Origin of the sequence: Pseudomonas chaetocerotis (assembly GCF_015712105.2) — a bacterium.
GTDB lineage: Bacteria > Pseudomonadota > Gammaproteobacteria > Pseudomonadales > Pseudomonadaceae > Aquipseudomonas > Aquipseudomonas chaetocerotis.
The window spans coordinates 54,043-75,113 of the sequence record NZ_JACFYX020000016.1 but is presented as its reverse complement, the minus strand read 5'-3'; the positions used below and the strand labels follow the sequence as shown (position 1 = coordinate 75,113).

22 protein-coding genes are annotated in these 21,071 nt (G+C 64.5%); 13 read left to right on the top strand and 9 right to left on the bottom strand.

Annotated elements, in window-relative coordinates:
* Positions 1 to 159 precede the first annotated feature (159 nt).
* The 5 genes from oscA (at position 160) to H3221_RS23070 (ending at position 4,338) form a co-directional block, all read left to right on the top strand.
* Entirely contained in the window at positions 160 to 342 is a 183-nt protein-coding gene (gene oscA / locus H3221_RS23090) for a sulfur starvation response protein OscA (RefSeq protein ID WP_024310015.1), read from the top strand.
* Between the two features lie 153 nt (positions 343 to 495).
* Positions 496 to 1,494 carry a sulfate ABC transporter substrate-binding protein gene (locus H3221_RS23085; protein WP_196476240.1) on the top strand — a complete coding sequence of 333 codons (999 nt, stop codon included), beginning with the start codon at positions 496 to 498 and terminating at the stop codon, positions 1,492 to 1,494.
* A 147-nt stretch (positions 1,495 to 1,641) separates the two neighbouring features.
* Positions 1,642 to 2,460 (top strand): sulfate ABC transporter permease subunit CysT, encoded by an 819-nt coding sequence (gene cysT / locus H3221_RS23080; protein WP_196476239.1) that lies wholly within the window; start codon positions 1,642 to 1,644, stop codon positions 2,458 to 2,460.
* Between the two features lie 10 nt (positions 2,461 to 2,470).
* On the top strand, positions 2,471 to 3,343 hold the full coding sequence (gene cysW, locus H3221_RS23075) for a sulfate ABC transporter permease subunit CysW (RefSeq protein ID WP_196476238.1): 873 nt from the start codon (positions 2,471 to 2,473) through the stop codon (positions 3,341 to 3,343).
* A gap of 2 nt (positions 3,344 to 3,345) precedes the next feature.
* The gene (locus H3221_RS23070; RefSeq protein WP_196476237.1) at positions 3,346 to 4,338 is read left to right on the top strand and encodes a sulfate/molybdate ABC transporter ATP-binding protein; all 993 of its coding nucleotides are present in this window, start codon (positions 3,346 to 3,348) and stop codon (positions 4,336 to 4,338) included.
* Positions 4,339 to 4,431: 93 nt separating this feature from the next.
* On the opposite strand, the gene H3221_RS23065 is transcribed toward H3221_RS23070, so the two are convergent.
* A complete protein-coding gene (locus H3221_RS23065) occupies positions 4,432 to 5,124 on the bottom strand; it encodes an ArsR/SmtB family transcription factor (RefSeq protein ID WP_196476236.1) in 693 nt (230 codons plus the stop codon).
* An 84-nt stretch (positions 5,125 to 5,208) separates the two neighbouring features.
* Here H3221_RS23065 and H3221_RS23060 point away from each other — a divergent pair, with 84 nt between their 5' ends.
* On the top strand, positions 5,209 to 5,571 hold the full coding sequence (locus tag H3221_RS23060) for an antibiotic biosynthesis monooxygenase family protein (protein ID WP_196476235.1): 363 nt from the start codon (positions 5,209 to 5,211) through the stop codon (positions 5,569 to 5,571).
* Complete coding sequence (locus H3221_RS23055) at positions 5,564 to 6,301, top strand: sulfite exporter TauE/SafE family protein (RefSeq protein ID WP_196476234.1); 738 nt, start codon at positions 5,564 to 5,566, stop codon at positions 6,299 to 6,301. The genes H3221_RS23060 and H3221_RS23055 overlap by 8 nt, the downstream gene beginning before the upstream one ends.
* 10 nt (positions 6,302 to 6,311) lie before the next feature.
* Here the strand turns inward: H3221_RS23055 and H3221_RS23050 are convergent, their stop codons facing one another.
* On the bottom strand, positions 6,312 to 6,713 hold the full coding sequence (locus tag H3221_RS23050) for a hypothetical protein (RefSeq protein ID WP_125836166.1): 402 nt from the start codon (positions 6,711 to 6,713) through the stop codon (positions 6,312 to 6,314).
* A gap of 122 nt (positions 6,714 to 6,835) precedes the next feature.
* Here H3221_RS23050 and H3221_RS23045 point away from each other — a divergent pair, with 122 nt between their 5' ends.
* Both H3221_RS23045 and H3221_RS23040 read left to right on the top strand, forming a co-directional pair.
* On the top strand, positions 6,836 to 7,621 hold the full coding sequence (locus tag H3221_RS23045; protein WP_196476233.1) for an MmyB family transcriptional regulator: 786 nt from the start codon (positions 6,836 to 6,838) through the stop codon (positions 7,619 to 7,621).
* A 130-nt stretch (positions 7,622 to 7,751) separates the two neighbouring features.
* Complete coding sequence (locus tag H3221_RS23040) at positions 7,752 to 8,498, top strand: hypothetical protein (protein WP_196476232.1); 747 nt, start codon at positions 7,752 to 7,754, stop codon at positions 8,496 to 8,498.
* Between the two features lie 84 nt (positions 8,499 to 8,582).
* Here H3221_RS23040 and H3221_RS23035 read toward each other — a convergent pair whose 3' ends face one another.
* Entirely contained in the window at positions 8,583 to 9,107 is a 525-nt protein-coding gene (locus H3221_RS23035; protein WP_196476231.1) for an Mpo1 family 2-hydroxy fatty acid dioxygenase, read from the bottom strand.
* A gap of 123 nt (positions 9,108 to 9,230) precedes the next feature.
* Here H3221_RS23035 and H3221_RS23030 point away from each other — a divergent pair, with 123 nt between their 5' ends.
* The 3 genes from H3221_RS23030 (at position 9,231) to H3221_RS23020 (ending at position 12,584) form a co-directional block, all read left to right on the top strand.
* Positions 9,231 to 9,914 (top strand): Crp/Fnr family transcriptional regulator, encoded by a 684-nt coding sequence (locus tag H3221_RS23030; RefSeq protein WP_196476230.1) that lies wholly within the window; start codon positions 9,231 to 9,233, stop codon positions 9,912 to 9,914.
* Between the two features lie 61 nt (positions 9,915 to 9,975).
* Positions 9,976 to 11,970, top strand: a complete 1,995-nt coding sequence (locus tag H3221_RS23025; RefSeq protein ID WP_196476229.1) for a metallophosphoesterase family protein — start codon at positions 9,976 to 9,978, stop codon at positions 11,968 to 11,970.
* Between the two features lie 188 nt (positions 11,971 to 12,158).
* The gene (locus H3221_RS23020; protein ID WP_074918760.1) at positions 12,159 to 12,584 is read left to right on the top strand and encodes a GNAT family N-acetyltransferase; all 426 of its coding nucleotides are present in this window, start codon (positions 12,159 to 12,161) and stop codon (positions 12,582 to 12,584) included.
* A 107-nt stretch (positions 12,585 to 12,691) separates the two neighbouring features.
* On the opposite strand, the gene H3221_RS23015 is transcribed toward H3221_RS23020, so the two are convergent.
* The 6 genes from H3221_RS23015 to H3221_RS22990 all read right to left on the bottom strand — a co-directional run bounded on the left by H3221_RS23015 (position 12,692) and on the right by H3221_RS22990 (position 19,810).
* On the bottom strand, positions 12,692 to 14,005 hold the full coding sequence (locus H3221_RS23015) for an NAD(P)/FAD-dependent oxidoreductase (protein ID WP_160018802.1): 1,314 nt from the start codon (positions 14,003 to 14,005) through the stop codon (positions 12,692 to 12,694).
* Positions 14,006 to 14,107: 102 nt separating this feature from the next.
* The gene (locus H3221_RS23010; RefSeq protein WP_196476228.1) at positions 14,108 to 15,475 is read right to left on the bottom strand and encodes a glutamine synthetase family protein; all 1,368 of its coding nucleotides are present in this window, start codon (positions 15,473 to 15,475) and stop codon (positions 14,108 to 14,110) included.
* A gap of 121 nt (positions 15,476 to 15,596) precedes the next feature.
* Positions 15,597 to 15,776 (bottom strand): hypothetical protein, encoded by a 180-nt coding sequence (locus H3221_RS23005; protein WP_196476286.1) that lies wholly within the window; start codon positions 15,774 to 15,776, stop codon positions 15,597 to 15,599.
* 144 nt (positions 15,777 to 15,920) lie between these two features.
* A complete protein-coding gene (locus tag H3221_RS23000; RefSeq protein ID WP_397428112.1) occupies positions 15,921 to 17,426 on the bottom strand; it encodes a methyl-accepting chemotaxis protein in 1,506 nt (501 codons plus the stop codon).
* Positions 17,427 to 17,723: 297 nt separating this feature from the next.
* Positions 17,724 to 18,800: an FAD-dependent oxidoreductase gene (locus H3221_RS22995; RefSeq protein WP_196476226.1), complete on the bottom strand. Its 1,077-nt coding sequence runs from the start codon at positions 18,798 to 18,800 to the stop codon at positions 17,724 to 17,726.
* A complete protein-coding gene (locus H3221_RS22990) occupies positions 18,797 to 19,810 on the bottom strand; it encodes an AraC family transcriptional regulator (RefSeq protein ID WP_196476225.1) in 1,014 nt (337 codons plus the stop codon). Before H3221_RS22990 ends, H3221_RS22995 begins: the two co-directional genes overlap by 4 nt.
* Before the next feature lie 103 nt (positions 19,811 to 19,913).
* Between H3221_RS22990 and H3221_RS22985 the strand changes: the two genes are divergently transcribed.
* Positions 19,914 to 20,972, top strand: a complete 1,059-nt coding sequence (locus H3221_RS22985) for a fatty acid desaturase (protein ID WP_196476224.1) — start codon at positions 19,914 to 19,916, stop codon at positions 20,970 to 20,972.
* Positions 20,973 to 21,071: the final 99 nt, after the last annotated feature.

Genomic DNA, 21,071 nt, shown 5'->3' with positions numbered 1-21,071 from the left:
AAATGAAATAAATCTCGCCACGTCTTATATTTCCAAAAAGAATATAAATGTTCTTAAACAGTATTTTTAAGAATATTTCCGCCTCTCTACTATCCGCTCCACGCCAGCGTCGGTACTCCATACCGCCGCCGTGGCGACCTGTTCACAAGGAGCCTGGAAATGACCGCGACGCTGAGAAACCTGGAAGGCCAGGACGAAGCCGTGATCCTCCGCGAGATCCAGACCGCCCTGCATGGCCTGAAATTTGGCTCGGTGGAAATCACCGTGCACAACGGCCAGGTGGTGCAGATCGAGCGCAAGGAAAAGATTCGCCTGCAACAACCGAACGCCAAGAACCCCTGAGCCAAGCAAGCAGCCCGACTGGACCACCGGAGGGCGTGACCATGAAAAGAATCCAGCCATGAACACGCACCACCATCGCTGCTGTCACTCGCGAATGTGCGACTGACCGCCACGAACCAGAGCCAACATGAAAACCCAGTCAGGAGCTGCACCATGTCCCTTCGTCGTTTTGCCCTGGCCGCGCTGGCCAGCAGCCTGATCGCCGGCCCGGTGGCCGCCGCACAAACCCTGCTCAACGTGTCCTACGACCCGACCCGTGAGCTGTACACCGAATTCAACGCCGCCTTCAACAAGCACTGGCAGGCCCAGGGCAACGAAGCGCTGACCATCCAGCAATCCCACGGTGGCTCGGGCAAGCAGGCCCGCGCGGTGATCGATGGCCTGCGCGCCGACGTGGTGACCCTGGCCCTGGCCGGCGATATCGACGAGCTGTACAAACTCGGCAAGCTGATCCCGGAAAACTGGCAGGAGCGCCTGCCGGACGCCAGCACCCCCTACACCTCGACCATCGTGTTCCTGGTGCGCAAGGGCAACCCGAAAGGCCTGAAGGACTGGGATGACCTGGTCAAACCGGGCGTGGAAGTGATCACCCCGAACCCGAAAACCTCCGGTGGTGCACGCTGGAACTTCCTTGCTGCCTGGGCCTATGCCCAGCAGAAGTACGGCAGCGAAGCCGAGGCCAAGGCCTTCACCGAGAAGCTCTACAAGAACGTCCCGGTGCTCGATACCGGCGCCCGCGGCTCGACCATCACCTTCGTCAACAACGGCATCGGCGACGTGCTGCTGGCCTGGGAGAACGAGGCTTTCCTGGCGCTCAAGGAAGAAGGCGGAGAGAACTTCGAGATCGTCGCGCCGTCGCTGTCGATCCTCGCCGAACCGCCGGTGAGCGTGGTCGATCAGAACGTCGACAAGAAAGGCACCCGCAAAGTCGCCGAGGCCTACCTCGACTATCTGTACAGCGAGGAAGGCCAACGCATCGCCGCCAGGCACTTCTACCGCCCACGCAACCAGGCGGTGGCGGCCGAGTTCGCCAAGCAGTTCCCGCAGCTCAAGCTGGTAACCATCGACGCTGACTTCGACGGCTGGAAGAGCGCGCAACCGAAGTTCTTCAACGATGGCGGCATCTTCGACCAGATCTACCAGGCCCATTGATCCGTAGGGTGGATCACGCTTCACCGATCCACCATCGCCCCTGCGAGTGCCGCTGGTGGAAGTGAAAAGCGACTTCCACCCTACACACTAGGCTGCGCGCACTCAGATGGTGCGCACGGCGCACCCTACCCCGTACAGGTTCATTCCATGTCTCGCCGTACTTCCCCCGTCATACCCGGCTTCGGGCTGACGCTGGGTTACACCCTGGTGTACCTCAGTCTGTTGGTGCTGATTCCCCTGGGTGCCATGTTCGTCCACGCTGCCCAGCTCACCTGGGATCAGTTCTGGGCAATCATTTCCTCACCGCGCGTGCTGGCCGCCCTGAAACTGAGCTTCGGCACCGCCTTTCTCGCTGCCATCATCAACGGCGTGATCGGTACCCTGCTGGCCTGGGTGCTGGTGCGCTACACCTTCCCCGGTCGCAAGATCATCGAAGCGATGATCGATCTGCCGTTCGCCCTGCCCACAGCCGTTGCCGGTATCGCCCTGACCGCGCTCTATGCGCCTAACGGTTTGATCGGCCAGTTCGCCACGTCCCTGGGCTTCAAGGTCGCCTATACGCCGCTGGGTATCACCCTGGCGCTGACCTTCGTCACCCTGCCCTTCGTCGTGCGCACCCTGCAGCCGGTGCTGGCCGACATCCCGCGCGAGGTCGAGGAAGCCGCCGCCTGCCTCGGTGCCAAGCCGCTGCAGGTGGCGCGCCATGTGCTGCTGCCGGCGCTGGCACCGGCCTGGCTGACCGGCTTCGCCCTGGCCTTCGCCCGTGGCGTTGGCGAATACGGCTCGGTGATCTTCATCGCCGGCAACATGCCGATGAAGACCGAGATCCTGCCGCTGCTGATCATGGTGCAGCTGGACCAGTACAACTATGCCGGCGCCACCGCCATCGGCGTGCTGATGCTGGTGGTGTCGTTCATCCTGCTGCTGCTGATCAACCTGCTGCAGCGCCGCATCAGCCGTTCTTGAGGAGCCAGGCATGTCATCTGCAACCCTGACGGCCAGCGCCGTCAACAATGCCGCGCGCCGCGGTAACGTCCTGGGCCGCCGCCTGCTGATCATTTCGGCCTGGCTGGTGTTCGCCTTCTTTCTGCTGCTGCCGTTGTTCGTGGTGGCGACCGAGGCGCTCAAACAGGGCGTCGGCGTGTTCGTCGCCTCGATCCTCGAACCCGACGCCATCAGCGCACTGAAACTGACCCTGCTCGCCGTGGGCATCGCCGTGCCGCTCAACCTGGTGTTCGGCGTGGCTGCCGCCTGGTGCGTGAGCAAGTACGCGTTTCGCGGCAAGAGCATTCTGGTGACCCTGATCGACCTGCCGTTCTCGGTGTCACCGGTAATCGCCGGTCTGATCTATGTGCTGCTGTTCGGCGCCCAGGGCTTCTTCGGCCCCTGGTTGCGCGAGCACGACATCCAGATCATCTTCGCCCTGCCCGGCATCGTCCTCGCCACTGTGTTCGTCACCGTGCCCTTCGTCGCCCGCGAGCTGATCCCGCTGATGCAGGAGCAGGGCACACAGGAGGAAGAGGCCGCGCGCCTGCTCGGTGCCAACGGCTGGCAGATGTTCTGGCACGTGACGCTGCCCAATATCAAATGGGGCCTGATCTACGGCGTGGTGCTGTGCACCGCCCGGGCGATGGGCGAGTTCGGCGCGGTATCGGTGGTCTCCGGGCACATCCGCGGCTACACCAACACGCTGCCGCTGCATGTCGAGATTCTCTATAACGAATACAATCACGTCGCCGCCTTCAGCGTTGCCAGCCTGCTGCTGCTTCTGGCGCTGTTCATCCTGCTGCTCAAGCAGTGGAGCGAATCCCGTATCAACCGCCGCAAAGCCAGTGCTGGCGAGGAATAAACATGAGTATCGAAATCCGTAACGTCAGCAAGAACTTCAATGCGTTCAAGGCGCTGAACGAGATCAATCTGAACATCCAGAGTGGCGAACTGGTCGCCCTGCTCGGCCCGTCCGGCTGCGGCAAGACCACCCTGCTGCGCATCATCGCCGGCCTGGAAACCCCGGACAGCGGCACCATCGAGTTCCACGGCGAGGACGTCTCCAACCACGACGTGCGTGATCGCAACGTCGGCTTTGTGTTCCAGCACTACGCGCTGTTCCGCCACATGACGGTATTCGACAACGTTGCTTTCGGCCTGCGCATGAAGCCCAAGCGCGAGCGCCCGAGCGAAGCGGTGATCCAGCAGAAGGTGCACGAACTGCTCGACCTGGTGCAGCTCGACTGGCTCGGCGATCGCTACCCGGAGCAGCTCTCCGGCGGTCAGCGCCAGCGTATTGCCCTGGCCCGCGCTCTGGCGGTGGAGCCGAAAGTGCTGCTGCTCGACGAACCCTTCGGCGCGCTGGACGCCAAGGTGCGCAAGGAGCTGCGCCGCTGGCTGGCGCGCCTGCACGAAGACGTGCACCTGACCAGCGTATTCGTCACCCACGACCAGGAAGAAGCCATGGAAGTGGCCGACCGCATCGTGGTGATGAACAAGGGTGTGATCGAGCAGATCGGCACGCCGGCCGAAGTCTACGAGTATCCGGCCAGCGATTTCGTCTACCACTTCCTCGGCGACGCCAACCGCCTCTACGTCGGCAACGATCACCACGTGCTGTTCCGCCCGCACGAGGTCGACCTGTCCAGCGAACCGAGCCCGGAACACAAGGCCGGCGAGGTGCGTGACATTCGCCTGCTTGGCGCGATCACCCGCATCACCCTCAAGGTCGAAGGCCAGGACGAACTGATCGAGGCTGAAGTGGCCAAGGATCACATCAGCCTGGACAACCTCGCACGCGGCACCACCCTGTACTTCAAGCCCAAGGGCGGCAAGCCGGTCAGCGCCCAAGTCTGAAGCCTCAGTTGCAGGAGTCGCGCCCCGCGACGAAGCGCTTCGCCCCGGGGCCAGGCTCCTGCGTACGTTGGCCAATCAACAGAAGCCTTGGAGCTACTCCAGGGCGATCGCCATGATCGCCCTGCGCCCCTTCGGTGAAACCTGCAGCGCACGCGAACCCGTGCTGCGCCGCAGCCAGCCCTCGCCTTCGCACAGACTCAGCAACGCCGCGCCCAGCGCACCACCGAGATGCGGCTTGCGCTCGCTCCAGTCCGGGCAGGCACAGAGTCGCTGGCGGCGCTGACGGTTGATCTGGTGCAGATCGATGCCCAACGCCTGCAGCCCCTGCTCACCGCTTGCCGTCAGCTTCAGCGCACCGCCCTCCTCGCTCAGCCAGTCAGCCGCGCACATGCGCGTGAACACGCCGACGGCCAGCTCGCCGGCCAGATGGTCATAGCAGGTGCGCGCCTCACGCATGGCCTGCGGCGTCCCGCGTGAAGCCGGCACCGCGCGTGGTTGCCGTGGCTGCGCGGCCAGCGCGGCACTAGCCAGGGCCTCGACCAGTTGCCCGACTTCCGGCCCGGCCAGACGGTAATAGCGATTGCGCCCATGGCGTTGCTGCGCCAGCAGGCCGCCTTCTACCAGCTTGGCCAGGTGCGCGCTGGTCGACGAAGGCGACAGCCCCGCGAGCAATGCCAGTTCGCCGGCCGGCCGCGCGCTGCCGTCCATCAGCGCCCAGACCATGCTGGCGCGCCCGGCGTCGGCGAGCAGTGCGGCAATCGAGCTGAAACCCGGTGCGTATTCCATAGTTCACCTCATGACGAAACATGGCGTGCAGCAAATGTGGATACTGGCAGGCAATTTCAGCCAGAGCCAGCCAGGGAGAAACCGATGCTCGCCGTGATCTTCGAAGTTCAGGCCAAGACAGGCCAGCAGCAGGACTATCTCGACCTCGCCGGTGAGTTGCGCCCGCTGCTCGCCGAGCAGCCGGGGTTCATCTCCATCGAACGCTTCCAGAGCCTGACCCAGCCTGGGAAGATCTTGTCGCTATCGTTCTGGCAGGACGAAGCCGCGATCCAGGCCTGGCGCCAGCGCGAGGAACACCGACGCGCACAGACGGCTGGACGCGAGGAGGTCTTCAGTAACTATCGCCTGCGCGTGGCCCAGGTACTGCGCGACTACGGTATGCACGAGCGCGAACAGGCGCCGGCCGACAGCCGCACGATCCACGAGCAGGGGCAGCGCAATGACTGAGCACCTGCCGCTGATCCTCGCCACCTTCCTGCTCGCCGGCATGGTCAAGGGCGTGGTCGGCCTTGGTCTGCCGACCATCGCCGTCGGTCTGCTCGGTCTGGTGATGGCGCCACTGCAGGCCGCCGCGCTGCTGATCATCCCGTCGATGGTGACCAACATCTGGCAGTTGTGCGACGGTCGCAGCCCACTGCCGATGCTGCGCCGGCTATGGCCGATGCTGCTGGGAATCCTGTGCGGCACGCTGCTGGTCGCTGGTCTGCTGCGGAGTCTTGACGTGCCCGGCGCCACCCGCTGGCTGGGCGTCGCGCTGGTGATCTACGCAGTGCTTGGCCTGGCCAAGGTGCACTTTCGCGTGGAGCGGGCCAAGGAAGGCTGGCTGAGCCCGGTGATCGGAGCGATCACCGGTGCGATCACCGCAGTTACCGGTGTATTCGTGATTCCCGCCGTGCCTTACCTGCAGGCTATCGGCCTGGAGAAGGACGATTTGGTTCAGGCCCTGGGGTTGTCCTTCAGCGTCTCCACCCTGGCCCTGGCAGCAGCGCTCGGTCACAGCGGTGAACTGCTGCAACCGGCGGTGCTGGGTGTATCGGCCCTCGCCCTGCTGCCCGCACTGCTGGGCATGGCCGGCGGCCAGTGGCTGCGCAAACGTATCAGCGCGGAGCGCTTCAAACGCTGGTTCTTCATCGGCCTGTTGCTGCTCGGTGCCGAGTTGGCGCTGCGCGGTCTCTGAGCCGGCGCCATCAGATCACGGCAGCCTGCGAGTGCTTGAGGCCGAACCATTGCAACTCGGCCAGCAGCGCCACCGCCAGCGCCTGGCCGATGATGAAGGCGTAGCCGAACAGGTTCGGCGACACCCAACCGATCACCAGGACCAGCAAGCTGTCGATCACCCACAGCGCGTTGACCGCGATCACCGCCCAGATGGCCTGGCGGCTGATTTCGGCGCGGTTGGACAACCACACCAGCAGCGCCGCGAAGGGCAGCAGCGCGCTACCGGCGACCAGCAACAGCAGGCGCGGTAGTTCGAGGAAGGCGCCCAGCCAGCCGGCCGCCAGGACCAGCAGCAGGCCGGTGACGCCGCTGAGCAGACCATCGAGCAAGAGAGCATTGCGCAGCATCGGGGTGGGTTGCAGTGCGTTCATGATGAATCCTCCATAGGGACACCGGGGTGGTGCCTGGCCTACAGATTTCGCCGAAACGCGCGGGGCGTCGATTACCTGCCAGGTAATGGCCGGCATGACCTGACTGAACTATCGTGCTGACCATGAACAATACCCAGACCGCCGGCGCCCTGTTGCGCCAATGGCGCCAAAGGCGCCGCCTGAGCCAGCTCGACCTCGCCTGCGAGGCGGAAATCTCCACCCGCCACCTGAGCTTCGTCGAAACCGGACGCGCCCAACCCAGCCGCGAGATGCTGCTGCACCTGGCCGAGCAACTGGAGATTCCCCTGCGCGAGCGTAATCGTCTGCTTAGCGCCGCCGGCTTCGCCCCCCTGTACAGCCAGCACGAGCTGAGCGACCCGGCGCTGGCTCCAGCACGCCAGGCCATCGAACAGTTGCTCAAGGCCCATGAGCCCTATCCGGCGCTGGCCATCGACCGACAATGGAATTTGCTGGCAGCCAACGCCTCGGTCGGCCCCTTCCTCGCCGGCATGCCGGACTTTCTGCTCGGCCCGCCGCTCAACGTGATGCGCCTGTCACTGCACCCCGAGGGCCTGGCCCCGCGCATCGCCAATCTCGCGCTGTGGCGCGCACATCTGCTGATGCGCCTGCAGCGCGATGCAGAAATCAGCGGCGACGAAGCCTTGTTCAGCCTGCTCGATGAGCTGCGCGGCTACCCTGCGCCGGCCGAGGTCCCTGCGCCGCCGAGCGATGCCGTGTTGGTGCCGCTGCAACTGCACAGTGAGCACGGTGTACTCAGCCTGATCAGCACCATCACGGTGTTTGGCACACCGAATGACGTGACCCTCGCCGAATTGGCGCTGGAGACCTTCTTCCCCGCCGACGCCTTCACCGCCGACTACCTGTGCAACCTGGCGAAAAGCCCCTGAACGGTAGCGATTTCCGACGAAATCACTCTTTCGGGTCATGCTCCGCGACGCTTGGCGCAGTAATCTTGGCGCTGCGTCGTTGACGCTGCCAATGCATACCTGCTCAAAACAATAACAAGGAGCACCCCGGATGCGCTGTAAAGCACTGTTGCGTCATGCTTTTCTCTGGTCGCTCGGACTCTTCGTCGGGCTCTCGCCAGTGGCCTTCGCCGAGGCCGTCAGCCCGCAGGAACAGATTCAGGTACACGCCAGCCGCGCCACCAGCAGCCTGATGCTGTTACGTGGCGAAGGTTTCCAGAAGACCCATCAGCAGCGCCTGGAAGCCGACCTCGCCGCGCTGGCCGGTGCCATGCAGAGCCTGCCGCAGGGCAGCGCCGAACTCACCAGCGCGCATCAGGCCCTCGTTACCCAATTGCGCAACGGTGTTTCCTATGGCCCCGGTGACGAGAACGTGCCCTGGCGCTTCCCCGAAGACCTCAGCCGCGCCCTGCGTGACTTCCTTGGCGCGGCCCGGGCACTACCAGGCGCTGAGGGCCAGAGCGAGCTGGCGGCAAAGGTCGAGTACCTCTGTGTGCAATACCTCAGCCGCTCCTACCTGGGCACCTTCGAGATCGCCCGCGAGCAACCCGGCACCTACCTCGGTCAGGACGAACGCCTGCTGCTGCCCGCCATCGACAGCGAGCTGCAGGCAATCGAGGATCAATCCGACCCGCAGGTGACCAAGCTGCAGACGCGCTGGAGCTACCTGCGTGCCGCGCTGGCCGACATGAACAGCCAGAGCAACACCCTGCAGAGCGTCTCCGGCCGTCCCTTCGCGCCCATTACCGTGGATCGTCACGCACGCTCGATGACGGCGCAGTGGATGGAGATGTTCTAGAAAGGCTCGCGGCTAAAGCCCCTCCCACACTCCAGTGGAACCGTGGGAGGGGCTTTAGCCGCGATGAACAGCGGCAGCGCGTGCTCAGGCCAGCGCCTTCTTCTCGCGGATGCAGGTCGGGCCGGCGATCTCCACCACGGCATGTTCGACTTCCTTGCGCAGGCCGAGCAGGAAAGCCAGTTCAGCGACCACGAACAGCGGGCCGATCACCAGCCCCATGACGTCATCGACGAAGGCCGGCTTGCGTCCTTCGTAGTAATGACCGATGAACTGGATGACCCAGCCGACCACGAACAGGCCAATGCCTGACGTCAGCCACAGGGCAGTGGAAGCGACCGCCAGGCTGGCACCGGCCCACAGGCACAGCCCCAGCAGCACGGCCATGAGCAGGCCGAAACGGGTGTCCAGACGCAGGTAGAACCACGCCGACACCAGCGCCACTAGCGTGGCAGGCGCCAGCCACAGGCCGGCGAGTTGGAAACCTGGCCGCGACAGCAGCACGGCGACGGCCAGCACGATCATCGGGATGCCGAGAAAATGGCTGGCGATATTGCGCCGGTCGCGATGGTAGGCGGCATATTGCGCCAGGTGATCGACGAGGGTTTTCATTATTATCGTCCTCAGGTGTGAAACGGGCCCGCACATGATCCCCCCACCTTGGCTGGTCGCACTGTCGGCTAGCCGACAATGGCAGGGATGGCCGCACCGCCGCGCAACGTCACAGGAGCCGCAATGCCCGATCCCCGTCATTACTTCAGCCAGCTGAACCAGGGCCACTGGTTCGCCGCATTGCCCCCAGTGCTGAGCCAAAGCCTGTTGGAAATGGCCCAGGTGCAACGCCTGGATGCCGGCCAGCGGTTGTTTCGCCGTGGCGAAAAACCCAGCGGGCTGTATGCGGTAGTCGAGGGTGCAGTGCGCATCGGCGCGGTCAGCGAAAACGGCAAAGAGGCATTGCTGACGCTGGTCGAGCCGCCCTACTGGTTCGGCGAAATTTCCCTGTTCGATGGCCTGCCGCGCACCCACGATGCCTTCGCAGAAAGCGCCAGCACCCTGCTGCTGCTGCCCCAGCACGACCTGCTCGCGCTGCTCGAACGCGAGCCGCAGTACTGGCGCGACTTCGCCCTGCTGATGAGCCACAAGCTGCGCCTGGCCTTCCTCACTCTGGAAGACATGAGCCTGCTACCCGCCGCGCCGCGCCTGGCCCGACGGCTGCTGCTGATCGCCGAGAACTACGGTGAAAGCGAACCGCGCCGGATTCTGCACCTGGCTCAGGAGCAGCTGGCGCTGATGCTCTCGCTGTCACGCCAGACCACCAACCAGATCCTCAAGGAACTGCAGGCGCAGGGCGTGGTGCAGCTCACTTACGGTGAGATCGAAATTCTCGATTTCGAGCGTCTGCGCCAGCTGGCCTCCTGAACCGCTGGCGTCCTGCCACTGTCCAATCACCTGTCTTTTTTCTGCAGGAAATACCGTACCGATGCCAGACCATGCCCCCGCTCCTCTGCCCGATGTGCTCGCTGGCCCGCTGCTGCGCCGCCTGGAGCCCGGTCGCCTGGTGCTGTGGCTGGTGGCCAGCCGCGAACTGAGCCTGCAACTGTGGCTGCAACCCGAGGGCCAGGCGCAGCAGACGCATGCGCTGGATGAACACTGCCAGCAACTGCCGCTGGGCCAGCACGCCGTGCTGCACCTGATCGACCTGCCCCTTACGCAGGTGCTGCCGCAAGATATACGCATCGCCTATGACCTGCAGATCCTCGACGACGATGATCCGCAAGGCATGCGCGAATGGGCGCCGCACCTGCTTTACGACGGCGCCGAGCAGGCCGATTTCGTCCTGCGCTCACGTGTCGACCACCTGCTCCACGGCTCCTGCCGCAAGCCGCACCATGCGGCTGATGACGGCCTGCTCTGCGCCGACCGCCTGCTGGCCAGTCAGCCCGAAGCCAAGCAGCGCCCGGCGCTGTTGCTGATGAGCGGTGATCAGGTCTATGTCGACGATGTTGCCGGCCCAATGCTGTGCGCCATTCACCAACTGATCGCCCGCCTCGGCCTGTTCGACGAGTTTCTCGACGGCGCCGTAGTCGAGGACAGCCAGGCGCTCTACGCCAACCCGGTCGGCTACTACCAGCGCGCCGAACTGCTGCCGGCGGTGAAGAGCAACCAGACCCTGCGCGACAAGTTCTTCGGCGGCGTGGAAAAGCCGGTCTTCACCAGCAGCAGTGCCGACAACCATCTGGTGACCTTCGCCGAGATGATCGCCATGTACCTGCTGGTCTGGTCGCCGCTGCCCTGGACGCTGATCAGCGAAGAGCAGCCAGCGCTGGACGCGCAGCAGCAGCAGCGTTACGCCCGCGAGCGCGAACGCATCGACGCCTTCCGACAGACCCTCGGCCAGGCCGCGCGGGTATTCGCCCACCTGCCGACGCTGATGATCTTCGACGACCACGATGTCACCGATGACTGGAACCTGTCCGCGCGCTGGGAGCAGACCGCCTACGGCCATCCGTTCTCCAAGCGCATCATCGGCAACGCCCTGCTCGCCTACCTGCTGTGCCAGGGCTGGGGCAACAACCCGGATGTCTTCGATGAGCCGCTGCAGGCCTTTGCCGAACTGCTACAGCAGCGCCAGAACGACCATCTGCAGGCCAAGGCGCAAGACGCGCTGATCGATCAGTTGCTGCATTTCGAGCACTGGCACTACGTGCTGCCGACCACGCCCGCGCTGCTGGTGCTAGATACCCGTACGCGCCGCTGGCGCAGCGAAGGGCATCTGTCGAAACCCTCGGGGCTGATGGACTGGGAAGCACTGTGCGACTTCCAGCAGGCGCTGCTCGACCACCCCAGTTGCATCATCGTCTCGGCGGCGCCAATGTTCGGCGTGAAGCTGATCGAGGGCATCCAGAAGCTGTTTACCTACGCCGGTCACCCGTTGATGGTCGATGCGGAAAACTGGATGGCCCATCGCGGCGCGGCCAGCGTGATGCTGAACATCTTCCGTCACTCGCGCACGCCAGGGGACTTCGTCATCCTCTCCGGCGACGTGCATTACTCCTTCGTCTACCGCGTGGGCATCCGCCACCGGCGCGCCAGCCCGACCATCTGGCAGATCACCAGCAGCGGCATCAAGAACGAGTTCCCGGCCGACCTGCTGGACTGGTTCGACCGTCTCAACCGCTGGCTCTATGCGCCCTGGTCGCCGCTCAACTGGCTGACCAAGCGCCGGCGCATGCGCGTCACGCCGCTGATCCCCGACCGCAGCCGCTCGGGCGAGCGCCTGTGGAATAGCGCCGGCCTCGGCCAGGTCTTCTTCGACGAACAGGGCCGCCCGAAGCGCATCCTTCAGCTCAACGCCGACGGCTCACCGCCAGCGACCTTCGTTGCCGAGCGTGAATCAGGCACGGCAACGGTACCACTGCCCGGGCATCCCGATCGCAGTGCAGCACCGCGGGACGGCGGCGCAAGCCACCCGTGAGCCGAGCGCATACGCCAAAGCTCAACGCCAGATGGCGCCGAAGCAGATGACATGCGAATTGACGACAGTTGGTAGGATCGAAAAAAGCAGGCGCCACCGGAGTGATCCGATTTGCCCCATGAACCCTCTGCACTCTCTAATTGAGTTCAAACTGGCACCACAAGAATTTTTCCAGTTCGGAGATCCCATTGAGCATTTACTCCTGCCTGTTAGAAACCCCATCCGTTCAGGTCTACCAAGCGCTTCGAGTTGGCTCTGGCCTTAGCGCAAAGACCGATGAGGCCGCCGCACGTGGCTTACCTAACAGCCTCTTTGCCGTGCAAATCCTGCATGGTGCCCAACCCGTGGGAATGGGCCGCGTGATCGGTGACGGAGGCTGTTTCTTTCAAGTCGTGGACATCGCTGTTCTCAGGGAACATCAGGGCAAGGGCCTCGGCAAGCGCATCATGGGCGAGATTCTGCGGTTCATCGAAACCCATGTGCCGGAAAGCGGCTACGTGAGCCTTATCGCGGATGGGCCAGCACAAGACCTGTACGCGCAGTTTGGCTTCGTTCACACCGCGCCGCGCTCTGTTGGTATGGCTTACAAACGCCCGAGGCCTGCAGATACCTGATGTAAGAGTCAGGCCGCTTCAGAAATGACGCCAATCATCTCTACGTCGATGACCGTAGCGGAGCACGACTGCCGCCAATCGCTACCGCCCGGGTCATCCCCTGCGCTTCAGCGCAGCTTTTCCAGCATCTGGTAATACCACATGCCGGCGGCCAGCATCGGGTTGCCGAGTTGGTCGCCCAGCGGCACTTTGATGTGCTTGCAGGCGGCAAAGGTGTCGTATTGCTCCAGATCGCCAGTGATCGCCTTGGCCATGATCTCGCCCATGATGTGGGTGGTGGCGATACCGTGGCCGGAGTAGCCCTGGCAGTACCAGACGTTGGACGAGAGCTTGCCCAGCTGCGGGATGCGGTTCATCACGATGCCCATGGCGCAGCTCCACTGGTAGTCGATCTGCACGCCCTTGAGTTGCGGGAAGGTGCTCTCGATGCACGGACGCAGCTCACCGGCGATATCGCGCGAATCACGTCCGGAGTAGTTGCAACCACCGCCGAACAACAGGCGGCCATCGGCGGTCATGCGGTAGTAGTCGAGCACGAAGCGGCAGTCGTACACCGCCAGGTCCTGCGGGTTGATTTCCTTGGCCAGCTCGCCCAGCGGCGCGGTGGTGACGATGCCGCCCATGGCCGGGAAGATCAGGCCCTTGAGCGTGCGCCGTTCGAGCTTGTGATAGACGTCTCCGGCCAGCAGTACCTGCTTGGCCTCGATGCGCCCGCCCGTGGTGACCACCGCAGGACGCGGGCCGTGGACGATATCCAGCACCTCGGAATGTTCGAAGATCAGCGCGCCGAGGCTCTCGGCGGCCTTGGCTTCGCCGATGCACAGGTTGAGCGGATGCAGGTGCATGTTGCGGGTGTTCTTAAGGGCGCCGCAATACAGATCGCTGCTGAGCTGGGAACGTACACCGGCGGCGTCGAGCAGGGTGACATCCTCGCCCATGCCACGGCGCAACGCCTCGTCGTAGGTCGCCTTGAGCTCGTCCATATGGCTGGCTTTCATCGCCGTATGCAGATGGCCGTGTTTGAGGTCGCAGTCGATGCCGTATTTGGTCACGCGGTTCTTGATGATCTCGTGACCGCGCCAGCGCAGGTGCCAGATGAAGTCGTCCACTTCATCGCCCAGCGTGTTGCGCATCTGCTTACGCATGGCCTCGTCGCCAGAGAGGCTGCCGGTGACCTGACCGCCGTTGCGCCCACTGGCGCCCCAACCGACCTTGTTGGTTTCCACCACGGCCACCTTGAGGCCACGCTCGGCCAGCTCGACTGCCGTGGCGATGCCGGTGAAACCGCCACCGATGATGGCCACGTCAACGGTGACGCTGCCCTGCAGCGTCGGGTAGTCGGTCTCGAAATTGAGCGAGGCCGAGTAATAGGAAGGCGCGCGCTCGGCGGCGGGTTTGACAGCTTGGTTGATCGCGTTCATTGCATATCCTTGTGGCGGCTATGTCGCCGTAGGGTGCGCCGTGCGCACCACAAATGGGGTCGGTGCGCACGGCCTGGGCGGCCCCACGACACCCTACGAATATCAGGCGTTACTCAAATACCAGCGCCAATCCTGCTCGCCGACTTCGCCCATGAACTGGCGATACTCGGCACGCTTGACCGCGAGAAAGACCTTGAGGAAATCGGCGCCAAAGGCATCACGCGCCCAGCTGGAGCGCTCCAGCGCCTGGATCGAGGCCAGCCACTCGGTCGGTAGCAGGGTCTTGGCCTGGGCATAGCCGTTACCTTCCACCGGCGCGCCGGGGTCGAGGTGATCAGCAATGCCACGGTGAATCCCGGCGAGAATCGCCGCCGCGGCGAGATAGGGGTTGGCGTCGGCGCCGCAGATGCGGTGCTCGACATGCCGGGTATTGGCCGGGCCGCCTGGCACGCGCAGGCTGACAGTGCGGTTATCCACGCCCCAGGTCGGCGCTAGCGGCGCATAGCTGTTGGCCTGAAAACGCCGGTAGGAATTGGCGTTGGGGCAGAACAGCAGCAGCGAGTCGAGCAGGCTGGCGAGCATGCCGCCAACGGCCTGGCGCAGCAGCGGCGTGCCGGCGGGGTCCTCGCTGGCGAACAGGTTGTTGCCCTGCGCATCGGCCAGGCTGACGTGCATGTGCATGCCGGTGCCGGCCAGGTGGTCGAAGGGCTTGGCCATGAAGCAGGCCTGCATCCCGTGGGCGTGAGCCACGCCCTTGACCAGGCGCTTGTAGCGCACCGCCTGATCCATCGCCGCCAGCACCGGACCATGCTCCAGGGTGATTTCCACCTGGCCGGGGGCGTACTCGGAAATCGCCGTGCGCGCGGGAATGCCCTGGGCCTTGCAGGCGGCGTAGAGATCACGCAGGAAGGGTTCGATCTGTTCCAGTTCGCGCAGGCCGTAGACCTGGGTCTGCCGTGGGCGGCCGCCGTCGGCATCCAGCGCCGGCTGCGGTCGGCCCTGGGCATCGCGCTTCTGGTCGAGCAGGTAGAACTCCAGCTCGCAGGCCATCACCGGGTAATAACCCTCAGCTTCGAGCTGATCGATCACACGGATCAGCAACTGCCGTGGATCGGCCGGCGTGGCCGGCAGACCTTCGGTCGGGTGCATCGACACCTGCACGGCGGCGGTAGGCATCTGTCGCCAGGGCAGACGCACCAGGCTGCCGGGCAGCGGATAGGCGCGACAGTCGATATCGCCCACCTCCCAAACCAGGCCGGAATCCTCGACATCCTCGCCCTGGATGGACAGGCCGAGCATGGTGCTCGGCAGCGGCCGACCGCTCTGGTAAAGCGCCAACAGCTCCTCGCGGTGCAGCAGCTTGCCGCGCGGCACGCCATTGGCGTCGAGGATGAACAACTCGATCAACTCGATATCGGGATTGCCGGCCAGGAAATCCTGGGCTTCCTGCACAGCAGCGAAAGTCGTCATATCGCACTCGCTTGCGCCCGTTGGGCGCTCGGTGTCTGCACGGCCCGTTCGATTCTTGAACAGGTTGCACAGGCAGACAAGGTGATAGCAGCGGCTGCGGGCATGGCGCAGCCATCGATATTCAGCGGGCGGGGACGATGTCCGGCGGGCGGGCGTGGCGGCAATGCCACAGCGCCCAGAAGGCGAGGATGATGGTCAGCAGCGGGTTGAGCCGCTCCGACGAGCGTCGCCGCGCCGGAGCGCGGTACAGCGGAACATGGACTTGGCAGGCCGGGAAGATCATGGTTTGGCAGCGTCGCACAGGGTTTGACGTGCGTTAAATCGGGTTTTTCATACGCTTGGTTATGCGTCAGCTAAACAATCCCACCGTTTCCCCCACACCGCCTGTAGGGTGCGCCGTGTGCACCGGCCTTCAAACCATCGTTAACCGAGGGCGGTGTGCGCCCTAAGGCTCCGGCCGATAGCCCAGACGCAGACCGCCCCAATGCCTGCCCTGCACCATGATCGGCACCGACAGGTCGTGCATCAGCTCGCCGGTATCACGCATGTAGGTCTGCAACAGCAGTGCCTGCCTGTGGCTACCGCAGCGGATGCCGGTGCGGTCGTTGAACAGGCGCTTGCCACGGCTCTTCGTTGCATCTACCGCCGGGTCACCGCTGGGCGGATGGTTGAACGCGGCGTTATGGGTCGGCACGTAGCCTTCCGGGGTGGTGGAAATGGCGAACACCAGCCCTTCATGGCGCTTGAGCAGCGGCTCCTGCAATGCCGGCAGCACCTGATCGGCGTATTGATCGAAGCGCGTGCGGTACTTCTGCGGCTGGGTACCGGCAATCGGTTGGTAGCGACGGTCGAACAGATCGTCGAGGCCGATGCGCCCGGCCTGCAGATCCTGTTCGAACTGCGCCGCGATAGCAGCGGCACCTTCACGGGCCAGGTCATAGGCACGCTGGTGGTAATCATCCAGACCCACTTCGGCGAGTTGCTCGCTGACCGTTTCGGCCTGGCCTACCAAGTGTTCGGCTGCGTCTGCCAGTTGCCGCGTCTGCCCTTCGCTTCCTTGCACGTCGTCCTGCAATTGCAGTGCAGCAGCCGACAGGCTGGCCAGGCGCTGGTGATTGTCCGCTGTGCCGGCGCTGATCTGCGCCACCTGCTGCTCGACCTCCTCGGCCTGGTCGGCGATACCGTGCAGGCGGCTGCCGGCTGTCTCTATCTGCTGCGCAGCCTGTTCCAGCTCGACGCTCTGACGCTGGATATGATCGACCACGGCTGCGCTCTGCTGGCGGATGTCGGCGACCATCTGGCTGACTTCTTCGGTGGCGCTGGCGGTGCGCGCGGCAAGGTTGCGCACCTCGTCGGCAACCACGGCAAAACCACGCCCCATCTCTCCGGCGCGGGCGGCTTCGATGGCCGCGTTGAGCGCCAGCAGATTGGTCTGGCTGGCGATGGACTGGATCACCTGGGTGACCTGCTCGATCTGTTCGGTACGGCTACCGAGACCATCGATAAGCTCACGGCTGGCCAGGGTCTGTGCACTGAGTTGCTGCATGCGCGCGATGGCCTGGTTGAGCTCGGCCTGACCGTTGGCACTGGCATCGCGCACATGGCGGGCCGCGGCCAGGGTCTGCTCGGCGCGGGCGGCGCTGTCCTGCTCGGTGTGCGTGATGGCCTCGGCGGCCTGGCTGACCTGCTGCACCGCCGTCAGCTGCGATTGCAGGCGACCGGCCAGGTGCTTGACCGCATGAGCCACCTTGGCCGCAGACAGCGCGTTGTGACAGGTGTGTCGCGACAGCCCGCGGCTGAGTTCGACGAAGTCAGTGCTGGCGACCTGCTGCGCGGCGGGCGAAGCGTCGTCGCGACGTTGCCACGGTCCCAGCCAGGGCCACAGCGCCAGCAGCAACAAAGACAACACGCTGACATAGGACGGGAGCGGCACCTGCTGGTAGACCAGCATCAATGCAGCCAGCCCCAGGGCATGGAGCAGACAGGCAACGGGTGAACGGACAAAGGCAGCTTGCATGACCGACCTCAGAGTTCTTGTTTTGGTGCGCGCCGAGGCGCTGTAGGCGGACAGGGTCACGGCGGGTCTCTCCTTGAATATCCCACTCAACCTGGGCAGCAGGTTACATGTACGACAGGCCCGACGAAAAATATGGGTATGCAGACCGGGCACGATGACCGGGATTCGACCAGCTTGGAAGCACCTGCACCATGAAACTTTGGTAGCACACTGCCGTGAATTTAGTCGGCTCTACCCCACCATGCGATGGCGCTTGACGAAACGCCGGTCCAGCCAGTCCTTGCAGTGCCCGTACAGCTGCCCGCCCGCACTCCAGTCGTGCCAACCGAGCAGCGCACCGCCATCGCCGGTGGCGAGCAGGGCCAGGCTCTGCCACTGCGGCCGATACTGGCGCAGCGGGCGCCCCTGTAGCGCGGCCTGCAAATTGGCGCTGAGTACCGGAGCCTGACGCACTGCGAAACGCCCGCTGCGACGCATGCCGTCGAGGCTGGCGCTGTCACCGACGGCGAAGATCTGCGCATGGGACTCGCCTTGCAGGGTCGGGCGAATGGCGATGAATCCGGCTGCGTCGGTGGCCAGTTGGCTCGACGTCAGCCATGGCCAGGGACGCGCACCGCTGGCCAGCAGCAGGCGCCGCCCGCGCCATACCGGCTCGTCACCGCTGAGCAGCCAGTCATCCTCGATACGGCCGATCGGGCAATGCTCACGCACCTGCACGCCGCGCTGACGCAGATGGCCCAGTGCGCGCAGCCTTAGCCCCGGCCCCAGCCCATCGAGCAAGGTTCCGCCACAGAACAGCGCCAACGCCGGTACCTTATCGGCCAGCGCCAGTGCCAGCTCCACACCTCCGGCTCCACCACCGAGAATCGCCATGCGTCGTGGCTCGGCCTGCCATTGCTGCCAGCCTTCGAGCATCCGTTCGATGGGCCTGGCGGCCAACACCTGCATCCCTTCGCCCTGTTGGGGTGGAATGGCCATACCGGCGCCGACATTCAGCGACAGCCACTCGCTCTGCAGGCTACGGCCATCCGCGAGTTGCAGGATGCGCGCATCGGCATCGAGCGAGGCGATCTCGCCCTCGATCAGCTCGACCTTGGCCGCGCGGCACAAAGGCTGCAGCTCCACGCGGCAGTCTGCCGGGCTGAAACGGCCGCTGATCAGCCCTGGCAACATGCCGGCGTACCAGGCTTCCGGGCCAGGGCTGAGCAAGCCGATACGGCCTGGCGGACGCTCCACCAACGCCCAGCGGCGCAACACGCCAAGATGGGCGTGGCCGGCCCCGGCCAGGATCAGGTCGTACTGGGTCATATGTTGTTGCATCCGTCGCGGTACTGGCTCGGCGTCTGGCCGGTCCAGCGTTTGAAGGCTCGGGCGAAGCTGCTGCTATCGCTGAAGCCGAGCAGATAGGCAATTTCACTGATCGAACAGCGCGGGTCGCGCATGTGCCGCAACGCCAGGGCGTGGCGCGTCTCGCCGAGCAGCGTCTCGTAGCGGGTGCCCTCCTCGGCCAGGTGCCGCTGCAGGCTGCGCAGGCTCAGGTGCAGAGCCTGGGCGATACGCTCGGCGGAGGGCTCGCCATCAGGCAGTTGCAGTTCCAGGCAATTGCGCACCCGCTCGCTGCAGCTGGCTGCCTGCAGTTGCTCCAGGCTGCGTCTGAGCACTGTCTCGTTGTGTTCGGCCAGTTCCGGGTTGCCGTCGTCTAGCCGTTGTTCGAATGCGGCGCGGGGAAAGCGCAGCAGGCTTTCGTCGGCATCGAACGTCAGCGGCGCGCGAAATACCGCCTGCCAAGGCGCAGGGTCGGTTGGCTGCGGGCGCTGCAATTGCACTAGCAGCGGCGAGAACTCCCGGCTCAGGCGATTGCGACAGCTGCGCACGTAGATCGCAGCGAAGGCATCCAGCGCTTCGGGTGCCGGTGCCGGGCTGCCTGGCGGTACGCGAAAACGAAATTCGTAGACGTCTTCCAGCTCGCGCAACTCCAGCTGCAGCGCATCGCTGACCACCCGGTGATAGCGCACGATGCGTTCGAACATCTCGCGCAGGCTGCTGCTGGCGATCAACGCGTAGCCCAGCGCATGGAAGGTGGTCGGGCTGACGAACTGCGAAGTCTTCAGACCCAGCGCCGGATCACCACTGGCGGCCACCGCCAACTGCCACAGGCGCGTGGTGACCGACAGTGGGCAGCGTGCGTTGGGGTCATCGAGCACTGTCGGGTCGAGACCGGCAGCACGGCACAGCGCAGCGCTATCCAGCCCGAGGGCATCGAGCTGCTTGCGCAGAGCGCGGGTCCAGCTGGCCAGTGTGGTGGCTTCGGAGGTCATGCAGATTGGCGTATCCGGTAGGCAGGTTGGCGTGCTCGGTCGGGCACTCTGACGACCGTCACGGCACAGTGAAGTCACAACCCAATAACAAGAGGATGTCGGCATGTCGCCCTCTCCCGCAAGCCTTAATGACCAGCAACGCGCCGCTTGTATCCGTGAACAGGTGATGGCCCACGGCAATGTCCTGCGCCAACGCTACCCTATCCTGCAACATCAGGACGCACTCGGTGCCGGCATCCTGGCCTTCGCCCTGCTCGGCATGCTCGGCTCGGCAGCGTTGTACATCGGTGGCTACCTGGCCTGGTGGGCGTGTCTGCTGCTCAACGCCTTCTTCGCCTCGCTGACTCACGAGCTGGAGCATGACCTGATTCACTCGATGTACTTCCGCAAGCGGCCGCTGCCGCACAACCTGATGCTGACACTGGTCTGGCTGGCGCGGCCAAGTACCATCAACCCCTGGGTGCGTCGCCACCTGCACCTGAACCACCACAAGGTGTCCGGCAGCGAAGCCGACATTGAGGAGCGCGCCATCACCAATGGCGAGCCTTGGGGCATCGCCCGCCTGCTGATGGTCGGCGACAACATGATGAGCTCGTTGATCCGCTGGCTGCGGGCGAAGACCCCCGAGCATCGCCGGCTGATCCTCACCCGCACGCTGAAGGTCTACGCACCGCTGGGGCTGCTCAATTGGGCGACCTGGTACCTGTTCCTCGGTTTCCATCTGCTGGACTGGACCAGCGCCGCGCTCGGCGCGCCCATTGCCTGGTCGGCCAGCACGCTGAGCGTGATGGAAGTGGTGAACATTGCCGTGGTGGTATTGGTCGGGCCCAACGTGCTGCGCACCTTCTGCCTGCACTTCGTCAGTTCCAACATGCACTACTACGGCGATGTCGAGCCGGGCAACGTGATCCAGCAGACACAGGTGCTCAACCCCTGGTGGCTGTGGCCGCTGCAAGCGTTCTGCTTCAACTTCGGCAGCAGTCATGCGATCCACCATTTCGTGGTCAAGGAACCCTTCTACATTCGCCAGCTGACCGTGCCGTTCGCCCACCGAGTGATGCGCGAAATGGGCGTGCGCTTCAACGACTTCGGCACCTTCGCCCGCGCCAATCGCTGGACGCGCCGTCAGAAGGCGGGCGAAGAGCGCACGCAGACTGCCTGACCCAGGCTGGAGAGGCGGCGCAGTCAATCGTCACGCGATCCCGACGGATGAGACTCGCAGCGCAATCATCGCGCCAGTAGTCGGCTAGAATGGCTCTGC